Here is a 23,452-nt window from a genome sequence, read left to right on the forward strand (position 1 = left end):
AACGGGCGGCGACCGGCATCGCAGCGCCGCTCCGCGCGTGGCGGGCGGCGGTCATCGGGTGCGCCCCAGCACGCTGGAGACGAGCGGGCGCATCTCGGTGCGGAACGCCTCCGTCACCGCGGGGGTGTGCAGCGCGTCCCAGGCGCGGTTCGCGAAGTCGCTGGCGAGCGACTCCGCGTAGCCGCGCGAGCCGCACTCCTCGAGGATGCAGCGCACCCGCTCCGCCGTCTCGGGGTCGAGGTGCTCGTCGCCGATCAGCCCCTCGATCTCGCGCCAGCGGTCGGTGCCGGCCGCGTGCGCGATCAGGACGGTGCGCTTGCCCTCGCGGAGATCGCCGAGCGTGGTCTTGCCGGTCTGCCCCTCGGAGCCGAAGACCCCGAGCAGGTCGTCGACGATCTGGTAGGCGATGCCGATGCCGCGGCCGAAGGCGCCGAGCGCGTCCACCGCCGCGTCATCGGCCCCGGCCAGGATCGCGCCGGCCTGCAGCGGCGCCTCGAAGGAGTAGACCGCGGTCTTCAGGCGCTCCATCTCGAGCACCTCGTCGACGGAGGGCATGCCCGGCATCAGCGAGAAGTCGACGTCGGCCAGCTCCCCGGCCGCGGAGGCGAAGACGGCCTCGTCGAGCAGGGTGAGCAGTCGCGCGCGGACGCCGTCGGAGGCGCCGACGCCCTCGACCAAGCGGTGCGCGCCGGTGAGCGCCAGATCGCCCGCGATCACGGCGACCGAGGTGCCGCGGTGCTCGGCGATCGGGATGGAGAGTCCGGCCGTCGTCGCCTCGTCGCGGTAGCTGCCGGAGACGTTCGGGCCGCCGCGGCGGACGAAGTCGCGGTCGATGACGTCGTCGTGCACGATCAGCGCGGTGTGCAGGAGCTCGAAGGCCGCGCCGAGGTGGGCGGACGCCTCCGGGTCGAGGCCGCCGTGCGCCTCGTAGGCGGAGATCACCATCAGCGGGCGGAAGCGCTTGCCGCCGCGGGTGTTCGCCTCGATGGTCTGCCAGAGGGTCAGGTACCGGGGTCCGAGCCGGGTCGCTCGCGAGCGCGCGAGCGAGAAGAACCGGTCGAGGACAGCATCGACGTGCTCCTGCCGCCTTCGGGAGAGAACCACGGGGTCGCGCGTATCCACGGGGTCGAGGCTAACAAAATCGGTTCTGGATCGATAAGCCGGCTGAGTTCCGGCGTCGTGCTTGACTTACGGTCATGACTTCGGAAGGAATCGCCGTGCGCACCGACGAGTTCGAGCAGCTGGATCTCGTCGAGGAGGTGGTCCTGCTGGACGAGTCCGGCACCGCCGTCGGCGTGGCGGACAAGGCGACCGTGCACGACACGGCGACCCCCCTGCACCTCGCGTTCTCCTGCCACGTCTTCGCGCCGGACGGCGCCCTGCTGGTGACCCGGCGCGCGCTCGGCAAGCGCACCTGGCCGGGAGTGTGGACCAACTCCTTCTGCGGGCACCCCGCCCCGGGCGAGCGGATCGAGGACGCGGTGGTGCGCCGGGCCGAGCGCGAGCTCGGCGCCCGGCTCGAGTCGCTCGAGGTCGCGCTGCCGGACTTCCGCTACCGCGCGGTCGACGCCTCCGGGATCGTCGAGAACGAGATCTGCCCCGTCTACACCGCGACGGTCTCCAGCCGCGACGCGCTGAACCCGCGCGCCGACGAGGTCATGGACGTCGAGTGGGTCGACCCCGAGGCGACGCTCGCCGCCGTCCGCGCGACCCCCTGGGCCTTCTCCCCCTGGCTGGTCCTGCAGCTCCCCCGCCTGCTCGGCTGACCCCTCCGCGAGATGCCACTTGTGCACGCTTCCCTCGGCGTGTCGCGTACACAAGTGGCATCTCGCGGGACGGGTCAGTCCGTGTAGACGTCGGTGCGGTGGAAGTTGAGGGACGAGCGGGAGGCCGTCGGGCCGCGCTGGCCCTGGTAGCGGGAGAGGTAGGACGCGGAGCCGTAGGGGTGCTCGGCGGGCGAGCTGAGGCGGAAGAAGCACATCTGGCCGATCTTCATCCCCGGCCAGAGCATGATCGGCAGCGTCGCGACGTTGCTCAGCTCGAGGGTGACGTGACCGGTGAAGCCCGGATCGATGAAGCCCGCCGTCGAGTGCGTCAGCAGCCCCAGCCGCCCGAGCGAGCTCTTGCCCTCGAGCCGCGCAGCGATGTCGTCGGGCAGCGCGACCTCCTCGTAGGTCGAGCCGAGCACGAACTCCCCCGGGTGCAGGATGAACGCCTCGCCCGCCGGGGTCTCGACCAGGCGCGTCAGCTCGGGCTGATCCTCCGCCGGATCGATGTAGGGGTACCGGTGGTTGTCGAACAGCCGGAAGAAGCGGTCGAGCCGCACGTCGACCGACGAGGGCTGGATCATCGCCGGATCGTGCGGCGAGAGCCCGACGCGGCCGGAGGACAGTTCGAGCTTGATGTCGCGATCGGAGAGCAGCACGAGGCGAGCTTAGGGTGCGGGGCTTGCTACCATGGTGCGGTGCGCCCGAGCGGCGCCGCGCGAGTGTAGTTCAATGGTAGAACTTCTGCTTCCCAAGCAGATGGCGCGGGTTCGATTCCCGTCACTCGCTCCACAGTTCTCCTCCCCGCCGCGAGCTCAGGCCGGTGAGCTCAGGCCGGCGAGGAATCCGCGGGCGGGGCGGTGCTCTTGCGCACGACCAGCGTCGTCGGCACCAGCTCGACGACCGGGCGGTCGCTCACTCCGTCGGCGAGCTGCTCGAGCAGGATCCCGACGCAGCGGGCGCCGATCGCGGCGTAGTCCTGCCGGATCGTCGTCAGCGGCGGGGAGAAGTCCTGCGCCTCCGGGATGTCGTTGAAACCCACGACGCTGACGTCCTCGGGGATGCGCAGACCGTGCTCCGCGAACGCGCGATAGACCCCCAGCGCGGCCTCGTCGCTCGCGACCAGGACGGCGGTGCACTCGCCGCTCTCGGCGAGCGCGGCGCCCTGCAGGTACCCGCCGTCCGAGCGCCAGTTGCTGTAGCGCGCCGCGGGGACGGGCGCACCTGCCGCGAGCAGCGCCTCCCGCCAGGCCGCCTCGCGGCGCTCGGCCGCGTACGAGCCGCGCGGGCCGGCGATGTGGTGCACGGTCCGGTGGCCGAGCGCGAGCAGGTGCTCCACGGCCGATCGGACGCCGCCGGCCTGGTCGGCGTCGACCACGGGCCCGCTCGCCCCGGCGGCCGCGTTGACGAGCACGCGCGGGATCGCCGGGAGGGTCAGCTCGTCCGTGTCGCGCAGGTGCGTCTCGACGATGACGATGAGGCCGTCGACCGCCAGCTCGCCGAAGCGAGTGAAGGCGCCGTTCAGCCCGGTCTGGCTCGGCGCCGAGACCGGGACCAGGGTGATCGCGTAGCCGGCGTCGGCGGCCGCGCGGGCGATCGAGTCGATGGTCCGCGTCATCCCGAGGCTGTCGAGGCTGAAGACGGCGACGCCGATCGTGCGGAACGAGCCGCTCTTCAGGGCGCGCGCGGCGCCGTTGGGCCGGTAGCCGAGGGTGCGCATCGCGTCCAGCACGGCCTGACGGGTGGCGGGCACGACGTTGGTCTGCCCGTTGGCGACGCGGGAGGCGGTGACGGGTGCCACACCGGCGAGACGCGCCACGTCTGCGAGCGACGGGCGCCGGGGGGCTTCTGTCATGCAACCATCCTGGCTCCTCTTCGCCCGCACGTCGTTCAGGACGGCATCGACGAGGTCGAAGAGGGAGGTCGATCCTTGCGACTCTTCATCCGGCACGCCAGAATGGTAGCGCAACCATCCCACGCGTGAGGTCGTCGTCGCGCGGAGAGCGAGAGGACGAGGATGTCGACCATGACCACCCCCGCGACCGAGCTGCCCGCCACGCTCACCGTCTGCCTCTGGGACTTCACCTGGTTCACGCAGACGCGTCCGGGTGAGCCGCTCCACGACCTGGACGCGGCCCTGCAGCAGACGGTCGACCGCGGCTACAACACCGTGCGCCTCTGCGCCGCTCCGCTCCTGCTCTTCGGCGAGCACGACCTCGACACCTCCGCGCTCACCTTCGCCCCGGTCGCCGAGGGCGTCGGGCAGGGCACGCGCTGGTACAACGTGGCCGGCGGCGACACCCTCGACCTGAGGGCGCGCCTCCTCGAGCTGTTCCGGCTCGCGGAGAAGCACGGCGTCTTCGTCATCGTCTCGTCGTGGGAGGACCAGCAGAATCCCGCCTTCCTCGACGACCCGTCGTGGCACGACATGCTGAGCGCGATCGCGCCGGAGGAGCGCTGCCTCGCGCTCGCCCGGTCGCTCTCCCGCCTGATCGACTTCCTCGCCGGACACGACCTGGCCGACCGCGTCGCCTACGTGGAGCTGCACAACGAGGTCGACCTCTCGCGCCTGCGCGAGGTCGCCGAGCCGGGTGCCGACGTCTTCTGGGCGCTGCGCCCTTACCTCGAAGAGGCGCTCGGCCGGTTCCAGGAGGATCACCCCGAGGTCCTCTCGACGGTCTGCTACGGCGTCCCGCCCCACCTCGATCTCGACGCCGTCCCGGAGAACGCCCAGGTCGCGCACGCGCACTTCTACGTCTACGGCGTGCTCGGCGCGCTCGAGAGCTGGGCCGGAGTGCGGGCGGAGCCGCCGGTCTTCCCCTCGCCCGAGCTGGTGTCGCTCCTCCGCGACGACGCGCCCGCGTTCGAGGACTGGAGCGCGTCGATCGCCCCCTGGCGACGGGACGCCACCGGCATCTCCCCCAGCATGTTCTACGCCTACGACTGGGTGGACCCGCAGAAGTGGGACGCCTGGCTCGAGCGCGAGTACGCCGATCACCGCTCCTCGATGCAGGCGGCGATCGACGAGCGCCTGCAGGCGTTCGCGGACCTGGCCTGGGAGCGGGGCATCCCCGCGGTCGTCGGCGAGGGCTGGATCGGCTACACCCCGCTGCACGCGGACTTCGAGGACGGCCCGCTCGGCCGGCAGCTGGCCGAGCACGCGGTGCGCCGATGCGCCGAGCTCGGCTACTGGGGAACGATCGCGGGCTCCAACAGCGCCCCGCATCACCCCGGGTGGAACAACATCGCGTTTCAGCGGTCGGTGAACGGACTCTTCCGCGAGTCCGCCTCCCGGCCGCCGGAGCGAGAGGCCTGCATCGAGTCCCGGTGACGGGTGCGATCGACCAGACGATCCTGAGCACTCGTCGATCCTGGGCACCCGTCGATCCTGGGCAGTCGTCGACACGGTCCTCGAGCACCGGAGCGGTCCGCGGGCGGTCGCGACCCGCGACACGCCGGGCGGATCGGCGCGAAGCGGCGGATCGGCGCGCTCCGCGGTGCAGGGTGGAGGGGTGAGCGAGCTGGTGCAGATCCCGTCGCCGGGCGTCGCCCTCGAGTACGGGCAGCCCGGCCGGCCGACCGTGGTCGTGCTGCACGACGTGTTCGGCCGGCTGCCGTGGCTGGAGCCGTTCGCGGAGGCGGTCTCGAAGCACGGCTACCACGTGCTCGTCCCCGACCTCTACGACGGGTGGGCCACACTCGCGCCGGAGGATGCGCGCGACCTCGCCGCGATGGCCGCGCAGGACCGCGCACTCGCCGCCGTGGCCGACGCGGTGCGCACCGGGGCGGCCGCCGGAGCGCAGCGGTCCGCGATCATCGGCTTCGGCTTCGGCGGCCGGCTGGGCCTGCTCGTCGCGGCGAGCGGCCTCGTCGACGCCGTCGTCGCCTACTACGCCACCCTCGGCCGCGAGGAGCACGCGCTCGTGCCGTGCCCGACCCTCCTGCACTACGCGCAGAGCGACGACTGGCCGGAGGGGGACGACCCGGAGTCGTTCGTCGGCCGGCTGAAGGAGTCGGGCACGCCCGTCACAGCGCACACCTACCCCGAGACGCAGCGCCACTTCGCGAACGCCACCCTGCGGGAGTCGGTCAGCCCGGCCGCCGCGGCCCTCGCCTACGCGCGGACGCTGTCGTTCCTCAACCCGCAGCTCATCGACTGCTGACGGCGGGGCTCAGCCCCGCACGTCGTGAAGGTGGTGCTGCACGTCGTGCAGGTAGTACTTCGCGATCGTCTCGACGGTGAACGAGGCGCCGTCGCTGCGGCGCCCGGGGCGCTGCCACTGCCGGCCGGCGACCCCCTCGAAGACGTCGCTGATGCGGGCCGCCTCCTCGACCAGCTCGCGGCCGACCGCGGCCGGGTCCTGCTCCGAGTAGCGCTCCTCCACCGCGGAGACGTCCTGGTCCCAGTTCGGGAACAGCGGGTCATCGCCCTCCAGCATCAGGCCCAGGCGCATCCGGTAGATGCGGTGCACGTCGCGCACGTGCGCCGCGTACTCCAGCGGCGACCAGGTCTCGTCGTCCGGCCGCCCCGCGGCGTCGTCGCGCTCGAGGACGTACGGCCAGGCGGCCGCGTTCTGGCGGATCAGGGCGGGAACGGCGGTGGACTCGACGAGCGAGGCGTCGAAGCCGCACTCGAGGCACGGGCGCTCGAGCACCCAGGTCCAGTCCTTGGTGTCGGGGGTGATCGGCATGGCTCCAGGGTAGGACCGATCGCGGACGGCGGCCGTCAGCAGCGGGGCTGAGTGCCCTGCACCGCACCGCGCTCGCCGTCCGAGGTCCAGGGCAGCTGCGGGAGTCCGGCGGCGCCGGTCGCCGCGCCCTGCTCGACCGCGATCGCGGCGAGCCCGCGGGCGGCGACCGCCGCGAAGTTCTCGCCCGCCGTGGAGCTGTTGAAGGCGACGGCGACGGTCAGCCCGGACACCGGGTCGGAGTAGGCGGCGGTGAGGAAGCCCGGGGCGATGCCGGAGAAGCCGCGCAGCGGGCCGGCCTGGTGGCCGCCGAGCCCGGCGAGGAGCCAGTCCGCGCGCCCCTGACCCTGCGGGACCGGGTCCGCCCACATCGCGTCGCCCGCCGGGTCGGCCGCCAGCCCGACGGCGAGCCGTCGCAGGTCTTCGAGGTCGGTGACGACACCGCCCGCCGCGCCGAGCGAGGAGGGCGACGCCGCCGACAGGTCGCGGCGGTTCTCGCACTGCACGGCGCCGGAGCGCGGGTCGAGGCCCGCGGCGAAGCCGAGCATCGCCGGGGCGGGCAGATCGAGCTCGGAGTCGCCGGGGAGGCGGGTGCTCGTGAGGCCGTAGCGGGAGACGACGTACTCGTCGTAGAGCGACTGGATGCCGCGCCCGGTCGCCTGCGTCGCGACGAGACCGGCGAGGAGCGGACCGGTGGACGACTCGGACCAGGCGGCCCCTGGCTCGGCGATCGGCGCGCTGATCTGCGCCGCCGAGACGAGCTCGAGCGTCGGCCACTGGCGCGCGGGGTTCTGCACGACGGTGGGCCAGAGGATCGAGCGGAAGTCGGCCAGCCCGGCGGTGTGCGCGCAGAGCTGCCGGAGCGTCATCCCCTCCATGCCGGGCAGCGAGGTGAGCGTGTCGCCGACATCGGCGTCGAGATCGAGAGTCCCCTTCTCGGCGAGCGCGACGACCACGTCGCAGGTCATCGCCTCCGTGCCGCCCGTGCCGAGCCGCAGATGCGCCTCGGTGGTCACCGGCGTGCCCGCGGAATCGCCGACGGTGCCGATCGCCGTCTCCCAGCCGCCGGCCCAGGGCGACCAGACGCCGGCGACGGCGCCCGATGCTCCCGCGACCCCCTGCGCCTCGGTGAGGAAGCCGGAGAGCGCGACCGCGAGCTCGTCGGACACGGGGCCGGGAGGTGCGTCCTCGACGACGGAGTCCGTCCCGCCGGTGCAGCCGGTGAGGGCGAGGGCGAGGGCGAGCGCGACGAGAGCCGCGACCCCGGTCGATCTGCGGCCACCGATCATGCCGTTCGACTCCCCCCGCGGACGCCCTGTGGAACCCCTCCACCCTACGGGCGGGACCCGCCGGGGTCGCGGCGAGGGTGGGGGACGGCGGCATTCGTGTCCCGACCGTGACCAGCGGTCCGGCCCCCGCCGACATCCGCCCCGTCCGACTCCAAACCGACCCGGCACCCGCTCCGAAGAGTCTGTGTGCGGCGCGGAGGCGCTGCGCGGAGGGAGAAGAGGGATCATGCGCACCTCACCGAACCGACTGCTGGCCACGCTCTTCGGAGCGGTCTACGTCGTCGTCGGCCTGCTCGGCTTCGTCGTCACCGGCGGCGTCCAGTTCCTCGCCACCGAGGGCGGGCTGCTCCTCGGCATCTTCGAGGTCAACCCGCTGCACAACATCGCCCACCTCTTGATCGGCGGCGCACTTCTCATCGCCGGTCTCTCCACCGCCTCGGCGGCCAAGACGGTCAACACGACCGTCGGAGCGGTCTACCTCGCCCTCGGCGTCGTCGGCTTCTTCCTGGTGAACACCGCGCTCAACGTGCTCGCGCTGAACACGGCCGACCACTTCCTGCACCTCGCCAGCGCGCTCGTCCTCCTCGGAGTCGGGCTCACCGCCGAGAAGCGCACCCGGCCGCGCACCGCGACCGCCTGACCCGGAGCGGACTCGTCCGCTCCCCCTCAACTCCGTCCGCCGTGGGCCCGCCGTTTTCCGCGGCGGACGGACCGAACGGCCCCGGACGACACGATGCGGTGTGTCGATCCGGGGCCTCTTCTCGTCCTTCTCGACTCGTCGTCCTCGACATTTCTCGTCACGGCAGCCCGCAGCCTGATCGGAGACCACGATGAGCACCGTCGCCCGCGGCAACGCCGCCTTCGCCGGCCTGGGGGCCGGCCTCGTGCACCTCTCCCTCGCCGCCGGTCAGCTCGACGCGGCGACCCTGCCGATCGCCGCCCTCGGCGTCGCGGAGCTGCTCTGGGGCGTGCTCGTCCTCGCCCGCGGCCGGATCGTCGTCCCGCGGATCGCGCTCGCGGTGACCGGGGCGACCGTCGCCGGCTTCGTCCTCGCGATCGCCGCCGGACTGCTGCGCGATCCGCTGCCCGCCCTCGCGGCCGGCGCCCTGCAGCTGGTCGCGGCCGGCGTCGTCGCGGCGACGCTCCGCTCGCGCACCGCCGCCGAGCGGCCCGTCTCGGCTCCGCGTGCGGTGCTCGGCCTCTTCGCCGGGGCACTGCTCGTCTCGGCCCTCGCCACCCCGGCGCTCTCCGCCTCGTCCGAGGGCACCGGCGACATGGGCGGCATGATGACCACCTCCGTCACCGGCGGTCACGGGCACTGATCGCCCTCCCCCCTGGTGGCGATCGCCGCACTCCGGCTAAGGTAAGGCCAACCTAAGAAACGCAGGGGGGTCATCGTGCCGGAGCACCGCATCTCGAACGTCATCCCGTTCTCCGAGGCCCTTCGCACGCGGATGGGCGCGGCGGGCGGCGACGACGAGGTCTCGGCGTTCATGACCGCGCTGATGACCGGCTCCGGCAGCCGCGACGACTACGTCGCGATGATCTCGCAGCACTACTTCGTCTACGAGGCGCTCGAGGCCGTGGCCGACGCGATGGCGGGCGACCCGGTCGCCGCGCCCTTCATCTCGCCCAAGCTCACCCGACTCCCGGCCATCGCGGAGGACCTGCGCTTCCTGGTCGGCGAGGACTGGCGCTCGCGCATCGCCCCGCTGCCCTCGACGGCGGCGTACGTCGAGCGCATCCGCACGGTCGCCAGCGGCTGGAGCGGCGGCTTCGTCGCGCACCACTACACGCGCTACCTCGGCGACCTGTCCGGCTGCGCGATCGTGCGCACCCTGCTGCAGCGGCGCTTCGGCTTCGAGACGAACGGCGTCGGCTTCTACCTCTACGGCGAGATCGCGACTCCGTCCGCCTTCCGTGCCGTCTACCGCGAGCAACTCGACGCGGCGGGCTGGGACGACGACGAGCGCGACCGGGTCATCGCCGAGGTGGCGGAGGCATACCGGCTCACGACCGAGCTCTTCCGCGACCTCGCCCGCTCCCGCGCCGCGGCCTGACCGATCGCCGGACGGATCGACCGTCCACTGGGGCGGTGGTCGGCTCAGGAGGTGGCGGGCTCCGGCTCGGCGACGGCGGCCGGCTCGGCCCGGCGCTCGGACATGAAGCGCAGCACGTCCTTGTCGACGATGATGTCGCTCGGGCGGAGCGGCCGCGTGAGGTAGAGCCCCTCCAGGCTGGTGATCCGGCTGAGGGCGACGTAGGTCTGCCCGGGGGCGAACGCCCGCGATCCGAGGTCGACCACGGCGGCGTCGTAGGTCTTGCCCTGCGACTTGTGGATCGTGACCGCCCAGGCCAGGCGCAGCGGGAACTGGGCGAACTCGGCGACGATCTCGCGGGTCAGCTTCTTGGTCGCGGCGGAGTAGGAGTAGCGGTAGCGCTCCCAGGTGGCGGGCTCGACCTCGTGCACCTCGCCGTCCACCTCGACCCAGACCGTGCCGGCGACCTTCGTCACCCGGCCGATGGTGCCGTTCACCCAGCGCTGCTCGGCGTCGTTCCGGAGGAACATCACGTGCGCGCCGATCTTCAGCTCGAGGTTCTGGTCGGCCGGGTAGGCGCGGCCGCCGAAGTCGCCGCTGATCTCGGCCGAGGCCGTCTTGACCGGGCCCTTCAGCCGGGCGAGCGCGGTCTGGTTGATGCGGTTCACGGTGTCGTTGCGGGTCGCGAGGGTGATGGCGTCGTTCTCCGGCGAGGTGCGCGCACCGGCGGCGTTGAGGACGTCGGCGATCTCCTTCGTCACCATGCCGAACCGGACCGCGTTGAGCATCCACTTGAAGCGCTCGTCGCTCTGCCGGTGGATCCGGCCGAGCTCGATGATCCGCAGCGGCGCCTCCTGCCAGACCAGAGCGTCGAAGAACCAGAGCGAGCGGTAGCGGTCGGCGAAGTAGGCGCGCTCCTCCGGGTCGCCCGGGACGGGGGCGAGCTGGAACGGGTCGCCGAAGAGAACGACCTGGACGCCGCCGAACGGCTCGGAGCGGCGCTGCCGGGCCTGGCGGAGACTGCGGTCGATGCCGTCGAGCAGGTCGGCGTTGACCATGGAGATCTCGTCGATGACGAGGGTGTCGATGGTGTTGAGGAGCTTGCGCAGCTCGGGCGGCTGATCGAGGTCGGAGTCGGCGATCACGCCGATCGGCAGCCGGAACAGCGAGTGGATCGTCTGGCCGCCGACGTTCAGCGCGGCCACCCCGGTCGGCGCGCAGATGACGATCTGCTTGTCGGTGTTCCAGCTCAGGTGGTTGAGCAGGGTCGACTTGCCGGTGCCGGCGCGGCCCGTGACGAAGAGGTGCTCGCGGGTGTTCTCGATGAGGTCGAACACCCGCTGCTGCTCGTCGGAGAGGGTCGGCTGGGTCACCGCTCCACTGTACCCAGGGGATCCGGCCGACCCTCGTCCCGGCCCGGCACCGACGTGATCGGCACCGACCTTCTCGACGCTGACGTGATGGGCTCAGACGTCGCGGACGCGGGTGACCAGCAGCGCCGGGACCCAGACGGCGACGACCCAGCCGAGGGCGGCCAGGACGGACCCGATGTCGCTGATCGCGCCCGCCCCCGGCAGTTCCGCGAGCGAGACGCCGATGTTCGAGAGCAGGAAGCGGCTCGCGTCGACGATCCAGTCCGCGTGGATCAGACCACCCGCGATCGACGTGATGATCGGCAGCACAAACAGCAGGCCGACGGAGACGCCGATCGCCGCGGCCGTGCTGCGCAGCAGCGCCCCGAGCCCGACCGACACCGCGCCGACGACGGCGAGGTAGAAGGCGCCGCCGAGGATGCTCGCCAGCAGCCCGTCGGTGAGCGGTGGCACCGTCACGCCCTTGCCGGCGAGGAGAGGCGCGATGATCGCGAGCGAACCCGAGCAGGTGACGAGGCCCACCACGAAGGACGCGGCCGCGACCACGACGCCGCGCCCGACGAGCGAGGGCAGGCGGCGCGGCACGGCGGTGTAGGTGGAGCGGATCATCCCCGTCGAGTACTCGCCGCCGACCGACAGTGCGCCGAGGACGGCGATCACCAGCCCGACGAACTGGAGGTGCACGGTCGTTCCACCGGCCACGAGTGCGGCGGCCGACGTCCCCTCCTCGAGCGTGGCGGCGCTGCCGATCGCGAGTGCGAGCGCGAGTGCGAGGAGCACGGAGATCGCGATCGACCACCAGGTGGAGCGGACCGTGACGAGCTTGAGCAGCTCGGAGTGGAGGACGCCGTCGAGCCGGAGGCGGGCCCCGGTGGCGGAGGGCCGGCTGGCGGAGGCGCGGGCGGTCGTGGTCATCGGGTGGCTCCTTCGAGCGGCTGGGCGGCGGCGGAGTACTCGACCGCATCGGCGGTCATGGCGACGTAGGCCTCCTCGAGGGAGCGGGTGAGGCCGGTCAGCGCGTGCAGGACGACACCCGCCTCGTGGGCGAGCGCGCCGACGGCCGGCGCCTCGAGGCCCTCGACCTCGAGCCCGCCGCCGGCGGCGGCGACCGTGGCGCCGCGAGCGGCGAGGAGCTCGGCGAGTCGCGCCGCCTCCGGGCTCTCGACCCGCACGCGCGGGCGGGACTCGGCGAGGAAGTCGGCCAGGGGCGCATCGGCGAGGATCCGGCCACGGCCGAGGACGATGATGTGGTCGGCGGTCTGCGCCATCTCGCTCATCAGGTGCGAGGAGAGCAGGACGCAGCAGCCCTCCGCCGCCTTCGCGCGCACGAAGTCGCGGACCCAGCGGACGCCCTCCGGGTCGAGGCCGTTGACCGGCTCGTCGAGCAGCAGCGTCCGCGGATCGCCGAGCAGAGCGGTCGCGATGCCCACCCGCTGGCCCATCCCCAGCGAGAAGCCGCCGACGCGCTTGCGCGCGACGCTGCCGAGACCGACCACCTCGATGACCTCCTCGACCCGCGAGCGCGGGATGCGGTGGGTCGCGGCGATCACGCGCAGGTGGTCGCGGAGGGAGCGGCCGCGGTGCGTCGCCTTCGCATCGAGCAGGGCGCCGACCTCGGCGAGGGGGGCGGCGTGCTCGCGGTAGGGGCTGCCGTTCACCAGCACCGAGCCGGCGGACGGACGGTCCAGACCGACGATCATCCGCATCGTCGTCGATTTGCCGGCGCCGTTCGGGCCCAGGAAGCCCGTGACCCTCCCCGGCTCGACGGTGAAGTCGATCCCGTCGACGGCGGTCTTCGCGCCGTACCTCTTGGTCAGGCCTCGTGCCTCGATCATGCGTTCCCCTTCTCGCAGCGCACCGCCTCGGACCCGCAGGGAACGGGCGAGGACGGGCATCGGGGCACAGCCTAGGAACGGCCCGGCCGGCCCGCTCCGGGCTGGCGCGGGACGTCCGCTGAGCCGGGGGCTGCCCCGGGCACGGCGGGGTCGGCCCGAGCGGCGGGGTCGGCCGCGAGCGGCGGGGTCAGCCGCGCTTCTGCAGGGCGGCCAGGCGGTCGTTGTACGCGGAGAGCTCGGCCTCGCCGGTGCGGTCGGCCTGCCGGTCCAGCCGCTTGGAGTCGCGGGCGTCCGCCCGGCTCCACATCACCGCGACGATGATCGCGAGCGCGAGGGTGGGGATCTCGCCGATGCTCCAGGCGATGCCGCCGGCCGCCTGCTGGTCGGCGAGGGCGGAGGTGCCCCAGCCCATCGCGCCGTACCAGTCGGCGAGCAGGAGGCCCTCCCCCGTCATCAGCGCGAGGCCGAAGAAGGCGTGGAACGCCATCGTGCCCAGCAGCAGGAGCAGGCGCATCGGGTACGGGACGCGGTGCACGCTCGGGTCGACCCCGATCAGGACGCTCACGAAGAGGTAGCCCGTGATCAGGAAGTGCACGATCATCCATTCGTGGCCGATGTGGTCGGTCGTCGCCCAGCGGAACAGCGGCGAGTAGTAGAAGCCCCAGAGCGAGCCGACGAACAGCAGCGCGGCGACGATCGGGTGCGAGATCGCGGTGGCGAAGCGCGAGTGCACGGCGAGGAGGACCCACTCGCGGCCTCCCCGGGAGCCGTCGGTGCGGCGGGCCGCGGCGCGCGCGATCAGCGTCACCGGCGCGGCCGGCACGAGCAGCACCGGCACCGCCATCGTCAGCACCATGTGCGCGAGCATGTGCGCGCTGAACAGGTACTTCTCGTAGGCGTTCACGCCGCCGTTCGTGATGTACGCGAGCAGCAGCATGCCGGCGATCCAGAGCACCGTGCGGTGCACGGGCCAGCGGTCGCCCCGGCGGTGCAGCCGCACCACGCCGGCGACGTAGAAGGCGATGCCGAAGCCGCAGACCAGGAGCCAGACCAGGTCGACGTTCCAGAGGGTGACGAAGGTGAGGGCGCTCGGGGCCGGCGGCAGCGGCTCGCCGGTGAGCAGCTCGGCCGGCGTGGGGTTCGCCAGCTCGGTCGCGACCACCTGGTCGACCGGCGTCGCGGTGCGCGCGAGCGCGGCGGCCACTCCGGAGGCGATGCCCATGAAGGCGACCTCGGCGGCGACGAGCCACCAGAAGCTGCGGCCGCCCGCGCCGCCGGCGGTGCGCATCCGGGCGATCAGGAAGCGGCGCTGCACTAGGCCGAAGAGACCGAGCGCCGTCAGCGCCGCGACCTTGACCAGCACGAGGACGCCGTAGCCGGTGAGGAGGTTGCCGATCGTGGCCAGCCGCAGCTCGGCGCTGAGGTAGCCCGAGGCGGCGACCACGATGAAGCTGACGAGCGCGAGGCTCGAGTAGCGGCTGATCACGGGCAGCAGGCGCGCGCCGCCGAGCAGCGGGCGCAGCACGACGACGGTGATCAGGCCGCCGAGCCAGACCGCGGCGAAGACCAGGTGCAGGCCGAGGGCGGTGACCGCGGCGTCGTGGCCGCTCGCCCCGGCCGCGTGGCCCTGCTGCGCCATCGGGAGCAGCGTGAGCAGGGCGATCACCGTGACGAAGACGAGGGCGGTCTGGTTGCGCACCGCGAAGCAGAGCACGGTGACGACGGCCGCGAGCAGGGTGGTGATCAGCCAGGCCTGGCCGACCGGGATGCTGCCGATGAAGTAGCTGAGCTTGGTGCCGAAGTCGCGGTCGAAGCTCAACGGGGTCTGGGTGACGTTGAGGAAGGTGAAGAAGCCGGTCAGCGCGGAGGCGGCGGCGAGGAAGGCGGCACTCGCGGCGGCGACGTCGAGGGCGATCGTGTATTCGGTGCGCTGCTCGGTGCGCTGCTCGGCACCGGCGGGGGCGCCCTTGCGGGCCGCGACGGTGCGGGGGCTCAGGGCGAAGAGCGTGAGGACGAGGGCGCCGATCATGCCGGCGGCGCCGAGGTTGACCGCGAGCTTGGCGACGGGCAGGCCGAAGCGGACGACGGGACCGGGGTCGTTCAGGAGCGGCGCGGCCGAACCGCCGCCGAACGCGAGCGCCGCCAGGAGCGCGACGAGCGAGGCGACCACGAGCAGGAGCGCCGGGCCCGCGATCCGGACGGTTCGATTCACTCCGTCAGCCTACGTTCTCGCGGCTGGGGGGCGGCCCGACGACGAAGACCCCGGCGGATCGCCGGGGTCTCGTCGTCGTGCAGGGGCCGTGACTACTTGGCAGCGGCCTTGAGCTTGGTGCCGGCCGAGACCTTGACCGAGTGGCCGGCCGCGATCTGGATGGTCTCACCGGTCTGCGGGTTGCGTCCGGTGCGCGCGGCGCGCGACGTGCGCTCGACGGCGATCCAGCCGGGGATGGTGACCTTCACGTCGTTGGAGACGGAGTCGGCCAGGGTGGAGAAGAGCGAGTCGAGGACGCCGTTGACGGCGGCCTGGCTCTGGCCGGAGTCCGCGGCGATCTTCGCGACGAGCTCGGTGCGGTTGAGCGACTTGTCAGCCATTGGAGTGTCCTCCCAGGACGTTCGCGCTGTTGAGAACAGCTGGTGGTTGTGTGTCGTCCATCGGCCGGGGACGGACCCCGTCAACCGGTCGGACCGTCCGTAACCTACCAGCACGATCCCGGATCGGTCGCGATTCGCGCGACCAGAACCCCGGAATCACGCCGATCCGGGCCCCGCGGAGCCCTCCGGGCGGCTGGGAGCCGATGTCAGCGCCCGTCGCTACACTCGCCGACGGCGCGCGCCCGAGCACGCCGGGAGAGGCGGCCCAGCGATGGTGCGGACGACGGACGAGTGGATCACGGCGGCGATCTGGTGGCAGATCCACCCGCTGGCGTTCCTCGGCGCGGAGGCGACCGCGGCCGACGGACCGCAGGCGGGCGAGGAGCCGCAGCACCGGCTCCCCCGGCTGCTGCCCTGGCTCGACGACCTGCTCGCGCTCGGCTGCAACGGGCTGCTGCTCGGGCCGGTGTTCGCCTCGATGACGCACGGCTACGACACGGTCGACCACTTCCGCGTCGATCCGCGCCTCGGCGACGAGCGCGATCTCGACGCGCTGATCGCGGCCTGCCGCGAGCGCGGCATCCGCGTGGTCTTCGACGGCGTCTTCAACCACGTCGGGCGCGACCACCCGTGGTGGCGCGAGGCGGTCGCGGCGGGCGAGGGCTCCCCGGCCGCCGCGCGATTCCGGCGGACCGGGGCGGCGCGCGAGGTCGACGGGCTGCTGGTCGACGTCTTCGAGGGCCACGAGGCGCTCGTCGAGCTGGACACGGCGAACCCCGAGGTCGCGGTGCACGTCTCCGCGGTCCTGGCGCACTGGCTCGAGCGCGGGATCGACGGCTGGCGCCTCGACGCGGCCTACGCCGTCGCCCCCGCCGACTGGCGCGCCGCGATCGATCCGGTGCGCGAGCGCTTCCCGGAGGCCTGGTTCGTCGGCGAGGTCATCCACGGCGACTACGCCGAGTACGTGCGGGAGTCGGGCCTGGACTCGGTCACCCAGTACGAGCTGTGGAAGTCGGTGCGCAGCTCGATCGAGGAGGCGAACCTCTTCGAGCTGGACTGGACGCTGCAGCGCCACGCGGGATTCCTCGAGGAGTTCCTGCCGCTGACCTTCATCGGCAACCACGACGTCACCCGGCTCGCCAGCGCGATCGGCGACCCGCGCCACCACGGGCACGCGGTCGCGGTCCTCGGCTTCGTCGGCGGCGTGCCGAGCGTCTACTCCGGCGACGAGCGCGGCCTCGAGGGGGTCAAGGAGGAGCGCGTCGGCGGCGACGACGCGATCCGGCCCGAGTTCCCGGCCGACCCCGGCGAGTGGCCGCGGAACGACGCCTATCGGGCGCACCAGGAGGTCATCGGCTTCCGCCGCCGGCACCCCTGGCTCGTCTCCGCGCCCACCCGGAGCGTCGACCTCTCGAACACCGCCGTGCTGCTCGTCGCCGAGGGGCCGGACGGCGAGAGCGCGCGACTGGCGCTGAACCTGGGCGACGAGGCCGTGAGCGTCGGCGGCGTGCGGGTCGAGGCGCACGCCTGGCAGCTGGTGGACTGAGCCTGCTCGTGGACTGAGCTGCCGGCAGCCCGGTCAGCGGGCGGCGAGCGACTCCGTGAGGAAGCGGACGAGCTCGCGCAGCAGCGTCTCCTTCGACTCGGCGCGGCGGTACTCGTGGCCCTCGCCGTCGAGCTGGAGGTAGCGGACCGGGCGGCCGAGCTCCTCCAGGGCGGCGACGATCTGCAGCGCCTCGCCGATCGGCACGTTGGTGTCGAGCTCGCCGTGCACGACGAGCAGCGGCACGCCGATCGCGTCGGCCCGGTTCAGCGGTGAGAGCCGCTCGAGCAGCTCGGCGTCGTGCTCGGGATGGCCGTACTTGGTGACGGCGGACGAGGCGATCCACGGCTCGGTGTCGCGGTAGAAGGTCTGCAGGTGCGACATGCCGCAGATGTCGACGCCCGCCGCGAAGACGCCCGGCGAGAAGGCCAGCGCGGCGAGGGTGAGGTAGCCGCCGTAGGAGCGGCCGGAGACGGCGATCCGCGCGGGGTCGGCGATCCCCGCCTCGACCAGGAAGGCGGCGGCGGCGAGCACGTCGTCGAAGGCGGCGGTGCGCTTCTCGACGTCGTCGGCGTGCACGAAGTCGCGGCCGAAGCCCGAGGAGCCGCGCACGTTCGGCGCGAAGACCGAGATGCCGGCCGCGGCGACGGCCTGGTGCTGCGCCGAGAAGGTGGGCCGCTCCTGCGACTCCGGGCCGCCGTGCAGGCTGAGCAGGGCCGGGCCGCGCGACTGCGGCGCCCGGTACAGCCAGCCGGAGAGCGCGAGCCCGTCGCGGCCCCGGAAGCGCTCGAGCGTCGGCACGATCAGCGGCGGCGCGTCGAGCACCGGCACCTGGGTGAGGCGCGACCACGCGTGCGTCGCGGTGTCGAGCCGCCAGAGCTCGCGCGGGCGCTCCGGCCCCTCGACGCCGAGGACGACGGCTCCGCCGTCACGGGAGAGCACCGGCGTCGTCGCGACGAGCCCGGGGAGGCCGGCGACCGGCACGCGCGCGCCGGTGGTGGTGTCGAGCAGCTCGATCTCGCTCGAGCCCGCCACGTTCCAGACCAGCAGGAGCATCCGGCCGGCGTCGTCGGCGTCGAGGCCCTCGAGCTCGGCGTCGTCGCGGGCGGCGACCCGGCGGACGCGGCCCCGCCAGCCGTCGGGGCCGAGCGGCATCGCGACCAGCTCGCGCCGCGGCAGATCGACGTCGGTCGCAAGGTAGGCGACCATCGGGCTCTCGGTGTCGTGCAGCGGCGAGGGGCGCAGCAGAGCGACGTCCGTCGATCCGGTGCCGGAATCGGGCAGCAGGGCGTGGTTCTCGCCGGTCAGGCGGTCGACGACGACGCAGTACTGGTGGCCGCGCTGGCCGTCGCGGACGACGACGAGCCGCTCCTCCACCGAGAGGTCGAGCACCGAGATGAGGTCGCCCTCGACGAGCGGCTTGCGCTCGCCGCTCGCCGGATCGATGAGGAACGAGCGGGTCGGCTGCTCGGGCTCGGCCGAGGGGAGGGTGACGACGACGTGGTGCCCGCTGCGCGTCCACGGGCCGAGCGCGGCGTGGGCGTCGCGGGAGCCGGCGATGCGGCGGGCGTCGGAGCCGTCGGGCCGGACCACCCAGACCTGGGTGCGCACGCCGCCGTCGGTCGCGACGAGGCAGGCCAGCCAGGCGGAGTCGGCCGACCAGGACACCTCGACGACCGGGTCCTCGGTGAGCTCGATCCGGCGCGGCTCGGCGGGCTCGGCCCCTACGACGACGTCCTGCACCCAGACCTCCGGCGCTCCGCCGCGATCGCTGAGGAACGCCACGCGGGCGGCGTCCGGCGTCATCGTCGGCCCCCAGCTGCCCCAGGAGTGCACGAGCTCGAGGCCGAGCCGCTCGGCGGCAGCGGGCTCGGCGACGGCGGCGGGCTGGACGGCTTCGGGCTGGACGGCGGAGGGAGACGTCATGCCTCCATCCTCCGGCACCGGGCCGAGCCGCCGCGCCGCGACCGGTCAGCCGACGCCGTGCTCCTGCAGCCACATCTCGAGCAGGGCGAGCTGCCAGAGCTCGTTCGAGCCGAGGCGGGTGCGCGTGCTGTTCGGGTCGGCCAGGAGGGAGTCGACGCTCGCCTGGTCGAAGAGGCCGCGGCGGCGCGCGGCCGGGTCGCTCAGCGCAGCCCGCACCCGCTCGAGGTACGGGCCCTCGAGCTGGCGGATGGCCGGCACCGGGAACGAGCCCTTGGTGCGGTCGATCACCTCGTCCGGCACGGTGCCGCGGACGGCCCGCTTGAGGATCCCCTTGCCGCCGTCGGCGAGCTTGAGCTCCGGCGGGATCGTGCCGACGAGGTCGACGAACTCGTGGTCGAGGAACGGGACGCGCGCCTCCAGTCCCCATGCCATGGTCATGTTGTCGACGCGCTTCACCGGGTCGTCGACGAGCATCACCGCGGTGTCGTTGCGCAGCGCCGCGTCGACGGCGGTGTCGGCGCCGGGGCGGGCGAAGCGCTCGGCGAGGAACGCCGTCGCCGCATCGGGGTCGCCGCGCCACTCCGGCGCCAGGAGGGCCTGCAGCGCGAAGAAGGAGCGGTCGACGAACACATCCGCGTAGGCCCGCGCGGCCCGCTCGCGCGGCACCCCGGCCAGTGGCGGGTACCAGTCGTAGCCGCCGAGCACCTCGTCGGCGCCCTGGCCGGACTGCACCACCTTCACGTGCTGCGAGACGTCCTCGCTGAGCAGGTGGAAGGCGACCGCGTCGTGCGAGACCATCGGCTCGCTCATCGCGCCGACCGCGGCGTCGATGCCGGGGAGCAGGCGGGAGGAGTCGATCGGCAGGCGGTGGTGGTCGGTGCCGAAGCGCTCGGCGACGAGGCTCGAGTACTCGAACTCGTCGCCGGACTCGCCTCCCGCCGCGTCGAAGCCGATCGAGAAGGTCTGCAGCCCGGTCTGCCCCGCCTCGGCGAGAAGCGCGACGATCAGGCTGGAGTCGATGCCGCCGGAGAGCAGCACGCCGACCGGCACGTCGGCGACCATCCGGCGCTCGACGGCGGTGCGGAACGAGGCGAGCAGCGCCTCCTGCCAGTCGCGCTCGCTCCAGCCGGACCGCGCGGGATCGCGGGCGAACACCGGCTCCCAGTAGACGCGCTCGCGGCTCGAGCCGTCGGGCTCGATCACGCGGACGGTCGCGGGCGGCAGCTTCGTCACTCCGCGGAGGATCGTGCGCGGCGCGGGCACGACCGAGTGGAAGCTCAGGTAGAGCATCAGGGCCGTGCGGTCGATCGAGGTGTCGGCGACGCCGGCCGCGAGCAGCGCCGGCACGGTCGAGGCGAAGCGGATCCGCTCCCGCGACTCGTCGAGGTAGAGCGGCTTGATGCCGAGGCGGTCGCGGGCCAGCACCACGCGGCCGGAGTCGCGCTCGACGATCGCGACGGCGAACATGCCGAGCAGGTGGTCGACGAAGTCCTCGCCCCACTCGGCGTAGGCCTTGCCGATCACCTCGGTGTCCGAGTGCGAGAAGAAGCGGTGCCCCTTCGCCTCCAGCTCGGCGCGCAGCTGCACGTGGTTGTAGATGCAGCCGTTGAAGACGACCGCGAGGCCGAGCGCGGAGTCGATCATCGGCTGCGCGCCGGCCGCCGAGAGGTCGATGATCGCCAGGCGCCGGTGCCCGAGCGCGACGCGGCCCGAGGACCACAGCCCGTCGCCGTCCGGGCCCCGGTGCACGAGGCAGCCGGTCATCCGGTCGACGGCGCCGAGGTCGGCGCGCTCGCCGTCGAAGCGGATCTCGCCCGCGATGCCGCACATCTCAGCCTCCGACGATCCAGGTGTCCTTCGCGCCGCCGCCGCGCGAGGAGTTGACGATCATGCTGCCCTCGGCCGCCACGCGGGTGAGCGCGAGGTCGGCGAGCCGGACGTCGCCGGGACCGGTGCCGGTGACGAAGACGAAGGCGCGGAGGTCGATGTGCCGGGGCTGCAGATCGGTGCCGGAGAACGCGGGCAGCGAGGACAGCCGGACGACCTCCTGCGCGACCCAGCCGCCCGGATCCGCGGCGATCTCTGCCCGCCGCTCGGCGACCCGCGCCGCGGGGGCGGACGGGCCGATCAGCACACCGCGGCCGCCGTAGCCGTCGACCGGCTTGGTGACCAGCTCGCCGACGCGCTCGAGGACGATGCGCCGCTCCGCCTCGTCCTCCGGACGGTAGGTGGGCACCGACTCGAGCAGCGGGCGCTCGTCGAGGTAGTAGCCGATCAGCTCGGGGACCGCGCAGTAGAGCGCCTTGTCGTCCGCGACGCCGTTGCCCGGCGCGTTCGCGAGGTACACCGCTCCGGCCGCGGCGACCTCGAGGATCTCGCGGCCGATCGCCCGCTCGCCGGCGACGAGGTCGGCCAGCTCGACGTCGAGGCGGAGGTAGAGCGCGTCGACGACCGCGCCGCCGGCCAGGACCCGGCCGCCCTCGACGGTGACGTCGCCCGCCTCCAGCAGCAGCAGGCCCGCGCCCTCCGCGAGCCGGCGGTGCTCGAACCAGGCCGAGCTCGACGCTCCGCTGGAGAGCAGGCCGAGCACGGGGTCGGCCTTCGAAGTCCCGGAGGCCAGGGTCGCGCGCAGCCCGGCGAGCGCCGTCGTCGGGTCGAGCAGGCCGTCGGGGCGCGGCAGGTCGGGCAGGACCTCGTCGGTCAGCGCGCGGATGCCGACGGCGTAGGCGAGCCCGCTCGGGTTCCGCAGATTGTCCTCGAGCACGCGCCAGCCGCCGAACTCGTTCCGGACCAGGTCGAAGCCCATCACGGCGCCGCGGACGGCGCCGGCCGGCAGCCGCGCGGCGTCCTCGCTCCAGCCGGGTGCCCCGCGGAGGTCGCGGACGACGCCCGCCCGCACCGCGCGGCCCTCGCCGTAGACGTCCTGGAGGAAGCACTCGAGGGCGCGGGCGCGCTGCTCGAGCCCGGCGGCGAGCTCGCTCCACTCGTGCGCCTGGAGCACCCGCGGGACGAGGTCGACCGGGAACGGCCGGTCCTCGTCGCCGAGGCGGAAGCTGAGGCCGGCCCTCTCGATGATCCGGTCGCGCGAGGCGTGCAGCGTCTCCAGCCGCTCGGGTCCGAGGCCGCGGAAGTGCTCGAGGATCGGCTGGTAGGCGGTCTTGGCGCGCCCACCGGTCGCGACGGCCTCGTCGCCGGCGCGGACGCGGTAGGTGCGCAGGCTCGGCGCGGGCAGGATCGGCCCGCTCGCGGGGCCGTGGGTCTCGGCGACGACGGCGTCGACCACCGCGTCGAGCGTGCCGTGCTCGGCGTAGACGGCGCGCTGCCGGTCGGCGGAGTTGCCGCGGGCGATCAGCGCCTCGGCCAGCTCGCGCACCTGCTCCAGGTCGCCGAGCTCGTGCAGCGCGGGCTGGAGCCGGGCGATCAGGCTGCGCAGCGCCTCCGCAGCCGGCACCGGGCGGGGGTGCTCGGTGTGGTCGAGGAGCGGACCGGCGAGGCCGCCGCGCGCGGCCTGCCAGGTGGCGGCGCGCTGGATCGGCGGCGGGGTGTGCCGGAACGGGCGGCCGGCCTCGATGTCGAGCTCGGCCGTGCGCACGAGCCCGCGGAAGAGCCCGGCGATCAGCACCGCGTCGTCGACGATCGGCATCGCGTCGCAGACCCGCAGCTCGAGGGTCGGCGCGTGCGAGGACGGCCGCACGTCGAAGTAGGCCATCTTGGCGTCGGCGATGACGCCCGTGGCGATCAGGTCGTCGAGGAGGCGATCGTACTCGGCCGCGGACTCGAGCGGCCCGGTCGCGCCGGCGCTCGGCCAGCGCTGCCAGATGATGGTGCGGATGCTCGCGTAGCCGGTGTCCTGGCCGTTCCAGTAGGGGCTGCTCGCGCTCGCCGAGAGCAGCAGCGGCAGATCCCGCGCGATCCGCTGGGCGATCTGCACGGCGAGCTCGCGGTCCGAGACGCCCACGTGGATCTGGGTGCCGCAGATCAGCTGCTCGTCGACGAGCATCCGGTACTGCTCCTGCATCCGCCCGTAGCGACCGGTGCTGGTGAGCTCGAAGTCGGTCTGCTCGGAGCGGGGCGCGGTGCCGACCGCGGCGATGCCGATGCCGTCCGGCGCGGCGGCGTCGATCACGGCGCGGCGGAGGGTGATCAGCTGCTCGCGCAGCCCGTCGAGCGAGTCGACGACCGCGGTGTTCGTCTCGACCGTGGTGCGCTGCAGCTCGGCCGAGAAGCTCTCCTTCGGCAGCCGGGCGAGCACCTGGGGGGCGTGCGGGGAGAGCTGCCTCGACGCGAGGTCGATGAGGTGGAGCTCTTCCTCGGCACCGAGGGTGAGTTCTGCGCGCATGCGCTCACCGTACGACCCGCATGTTTCGGGCGGCTACCGCATCGCGCGCTGCGGGCGGTGCG

The 23,452-nt window shown here is 73.3% G+C and carries 20 protein-coding genes and 1 tRNA gene; 8 read left to right on the forward strand and 13 right to left on the reverse strand.

The genetic code is table 11. The features are described 5' to 3' along the window. Positions 1-51: 51 nt before the first annotated feature. Positions 52-1,122: a polyprenyl synthetase family protein gene (locus GSU72_RS16360; RefSeq protein ID WP_244255860.1), complete on the reverse strand. Its 1,071-nt coding sequence runs from the start codon at positions 1,120-1,122 to the stop codon at positions 52-54. A 74-nt stretch (positions 1,123-1,196) separates the two neighbouring features. Here GSU72_RS16360 and idi point away from each other — a divergent pair, with 74 nt between their 5' ends. After that, a complete protein-coding gene (gene idi, locus GSU72_RS16365; RefSeq protein ID WP_159985983.1) occupies positions 1,197-1,766 on the forward strand; it encodes an isopentenyl-diphosphate Delta-isomerase in 570 nt (189 codons plus the stop codon). A gap of 74 nt (positions 1,767-1,840) precedes the next feature. Here the strand turns inward: idi and dcd are convergent, their stop codons facing one another. Then, positions 1,841-2,425, reverse strand: a complete 585-nt coding sequence (gene dcd, locus GSU72_RS16370) for a dCTP deaminase (protein ID WP_159985984.1) — start codon at positions 2,423-2,425, stop codon at positions 1,841-1,843. A gap of 59 nt (positions 2,426-2,484) precedes the next feature. Here dcd and GSU72_RS16375 point away from each other — a divergent pair. Further along, a tRNA-Gly gene (locus tag GSU72_RS16375) sits at positions 2,485-2,558 on the forward strand. 37 nt (positions 2,559-2,595) lie between these two features. On the opposite strand, the gene GSU72_RS16380 is transcribed toward GSU72_RS16375, so the two are convergent. Continuing rightward, on the reverse strand, positions 2,596-3,621 hold the full coding sequence (locus GSU72_RS16380; protein ID WP_159985985.1) for a LacI family DNA-binding transcriptional regulator: 1,026 nt from the start codon (positions 3,619-3,621) through the stop codon (positions 2,596-2,598). A 171-nt stretch (positions 3,622-3,792) separates the two neighbouring features. Between GSU72_RS16380 and GSU72_RS16385 the strand changes: the two genes are divergently transcribed. Then, complete coding sequence (locus tag GSU72_RS16385) at positions 3,793-5,097, forward strand: cellulase-like family protein (protein WP_159985986.1); 1,305 nt, start codon at positions 3,793-3,795, stop codon at positions 5,095-5,097. Positions 5,098-5,278: 181 nt separating this feature from the next. Continuing rightward, positions 5,279-5,929 carry a dienelactone hydrolase family protein gene (locus GSU72_RS16390; RefSeq protein WP_159985987.1) on the forward strand — a complete coding sequence of 217 codons (651 nt, stop codon included), beginning with the start codon at positions 5,279-5,281 and terminating at the stop codon, positions 5,927-5,929. A gap of 9 nt (positions 5,930-5,938) precedes the next feature. Here GSU72_RS16390 and GSU72_RS16395 read toward each other — a convergent pair whose 3' ends face one another. Together GSU72_RS16395 and GSU72_RS16400 are read right to left on the reverse strand one after the other, a co-directional pair. Next, entirely contained in the window at positions 5,939-6,457 is a 519-nt protein-coding gene (locus tag GSU72_RS16395) for a DinB family protein (protein WP_159985988.1), read from the reverse strand. A gap of 35 nt (positions 6,458-6,492) precedes the next feature. Continuing rightward, positions 6,493-7,743 carry a serine hydrolase domain-containing protein gene (locus GSU72_RS16400; RefSeq protein ID WP_159985989.1) on the reverse strand — a complete coding sequence of 417 codons (1,251 nt, stop codon included), beginning with the start codon at positions 7,741-7,743 and terminating at the stop codon, positions 6,493-6,495. A 226-nt stretch (positions 7,744-7,969) separates the two neighbouring features. Here GSU72_RS16400 and GSU72_RS16405 point away from each other — a divergent pair, with 226 nt between their 5' ends. The 3 genes from GSU72_RS16405 to GSU72_RS16415 all read left to right on the forward strand — a co-directional run bounded on the left by GSU72_RS16405 (position 7,970) and on the right by GSU72_RS16415 (position 9,803). Continuing rightward, positions 7,970-8,383, forward strand: a complete 414-nt coding sequence (locus GSU72_RS16405; RefSeq protein WP_159985990.1) for a DUF4383 domain-containing protein — start codon at positions 7,970-7,972, stop codon at positions 8,381-8,383. Between the two features lie 190 nt (positions 8,384-8,573). After that, the gene (locus tag GSU72_RS16410) at positions 8,574-9,065 is read left to right on the forward strand and encodes a hypothetical protein (RefSeq protein ID WP_159985991.1); all 492 of its coding nucleotides are present in this window, start codon (positions 8,574-8,576) and stop codon (positions 9,063-9,065) included. A gap of 90 nt (positions 9,066-9,155) precedes the next feature. Further along, on the forward strand, positions 9,156-9,803 hold the full coding sequence (locus GSU72_RS16415) for a biliverdin-producing heme oxygenase (RefSeq protein ID WP_159986894.1): 648 nt from the start codon (positions 9,156-9,158) through the stop codon (positions 9,801-9,803). A 44-nt stretch (positions 9,804-9,847) separates the two neighbouring features. On the opposite strand, the gene GSU72_RS16420 is transcribed toward GSU72_RS16415, so the two are convergent. From GSU72_RS16420 to GSU72_RS16440, 5 genes are all read right to left on the reverse strand, one after another. Next, positions 9,848-11,155 (reverse strand): DEAD/DEAH box helicase, encoded by a 1,308-nt coding sequence (locus GSU72_RS16420; protein ID WP_159985992.1) that lies wholly within the window; start codon positions 11,153-11,155, stop codon positions 9,848-9,850. A gap of 93 nt (positions 11,156-11,248) precedes the next feature. Beyond that, complete coding sequence (locus GSU72_RS16425; protein WP_159985993.1) at positions 11,249-12,070, reverse strand: ABC transporter permease subunit; 822 nt, start codon at positions 12,068-12,070, stop codon at positions 11,249-11,251. Further along, on the reverse strand, positions 12,067-12,990 hold the full coding sequence (locus GSU72_RS16430; protein WP_159985994.1) for an ATP-binding cassette domain-containing protein: 924 nt from the start codon (positions 12,988-12,990) through the stop codon (positions 12,067-12,069). Before GSU72_RS16430 ends, GSU72_RS16425 begins: the two co-directional genes overlap by 4 nt. 187 nt (positions 12,991-13,177) lie before the next feature. Then, positions 13,178-15,202, reverse strand: coding sequence for a cytochrome c oxidase assembly protein (locus tag GSU72_RS16435; protein ID WP_208545085.1), 2,025 nt, complete (start codon positions 15,200-15,202; stop codon positions 13,178-13,180). Positions 15,203-15,294: 92 nt separating this feature from the next. Then, complete coding sequence (locus GSU72_RS16440) at positions 15,295-15,582, reverse strand: HU family DNA-binding protein (RefSeq protein WP_055786347.1); 288 nt, start codon at positions 15,580-15,582, stop codon at positions 15,295-15,297. A gap of 271 nt (positions 15,583-15,853) precedes the next feature. Between GSU72_RS16440 and GSU72_RS16445 the strand changes: the two genes are divergently transcribed. Further along, entirely contained in the window at positions 15,854-17,128 is a 1,275-nt protein-coding gene (locus GSU72_RS16445) for an alpha-amylase family glycosyl hydrolase (RefSeq protein WP_159985995.1), read from the forward strand. Positions 17,129-17,161: 33 nt separating this feature from the next. Here the strand turns inward: GSU72_RS16445 and GSU72_RS16450 are convergent, their stop codons facing one another. The 3 genes from GSU72_RS16450 to GSU72_RS16460 are packed head-to-tail and all read right to left on the reverse strand — an operon-like array spanning position 17,162 to position 23,390. Continuing rightward, on the reverse strand, positions 17,162-19,051 hold the full coding sequence (locus tag GSU72_RS16450) for a S9 family peptidase (protein WP_159985996.1): 1,890 nt from the start codon (positions 19,049-19,051) through the stop codon (positions 17,162-17,164). Positions 19,052-19,096: 45 nt separating this feature from the next. After that, complete coding sequence (locus tag GSU72_RS16455) at positions 19,097-20,881, reverse strand: N-acetylglutaminylglutamine amidotransferase (RefSeq protein ID WP_159985997.1); 1,785 nt, start codon at positions 20,879-20,881, stop codon at positions 19,097-19,099. 1 nt (position 20,882) lies between these two features. Further along, positions 20,883-23,390, reverse strand: coding sequence for a glutamate--cysteine ligase (locus GSU72_RS16460; protein ID WP_159985998.1), 2,508 nt, complete (start codon positions 23,388-23,390; stop codon positions 20,883-20,885). Between the last annotated feature and the right edge of the window lie 62 nt (positions 23,391-23,452).

The sequence above is a fragment of the Rathayibacter sp. VKM Ac-2760 genome (assembly GCF_009834185.1).
In the GTDB taxonomy this organism is placed as follows: Bacteria; Actinomycetota; Actinomycetes; order Actinomycetales; family Microbacteriaceae; genus Rathayibacter.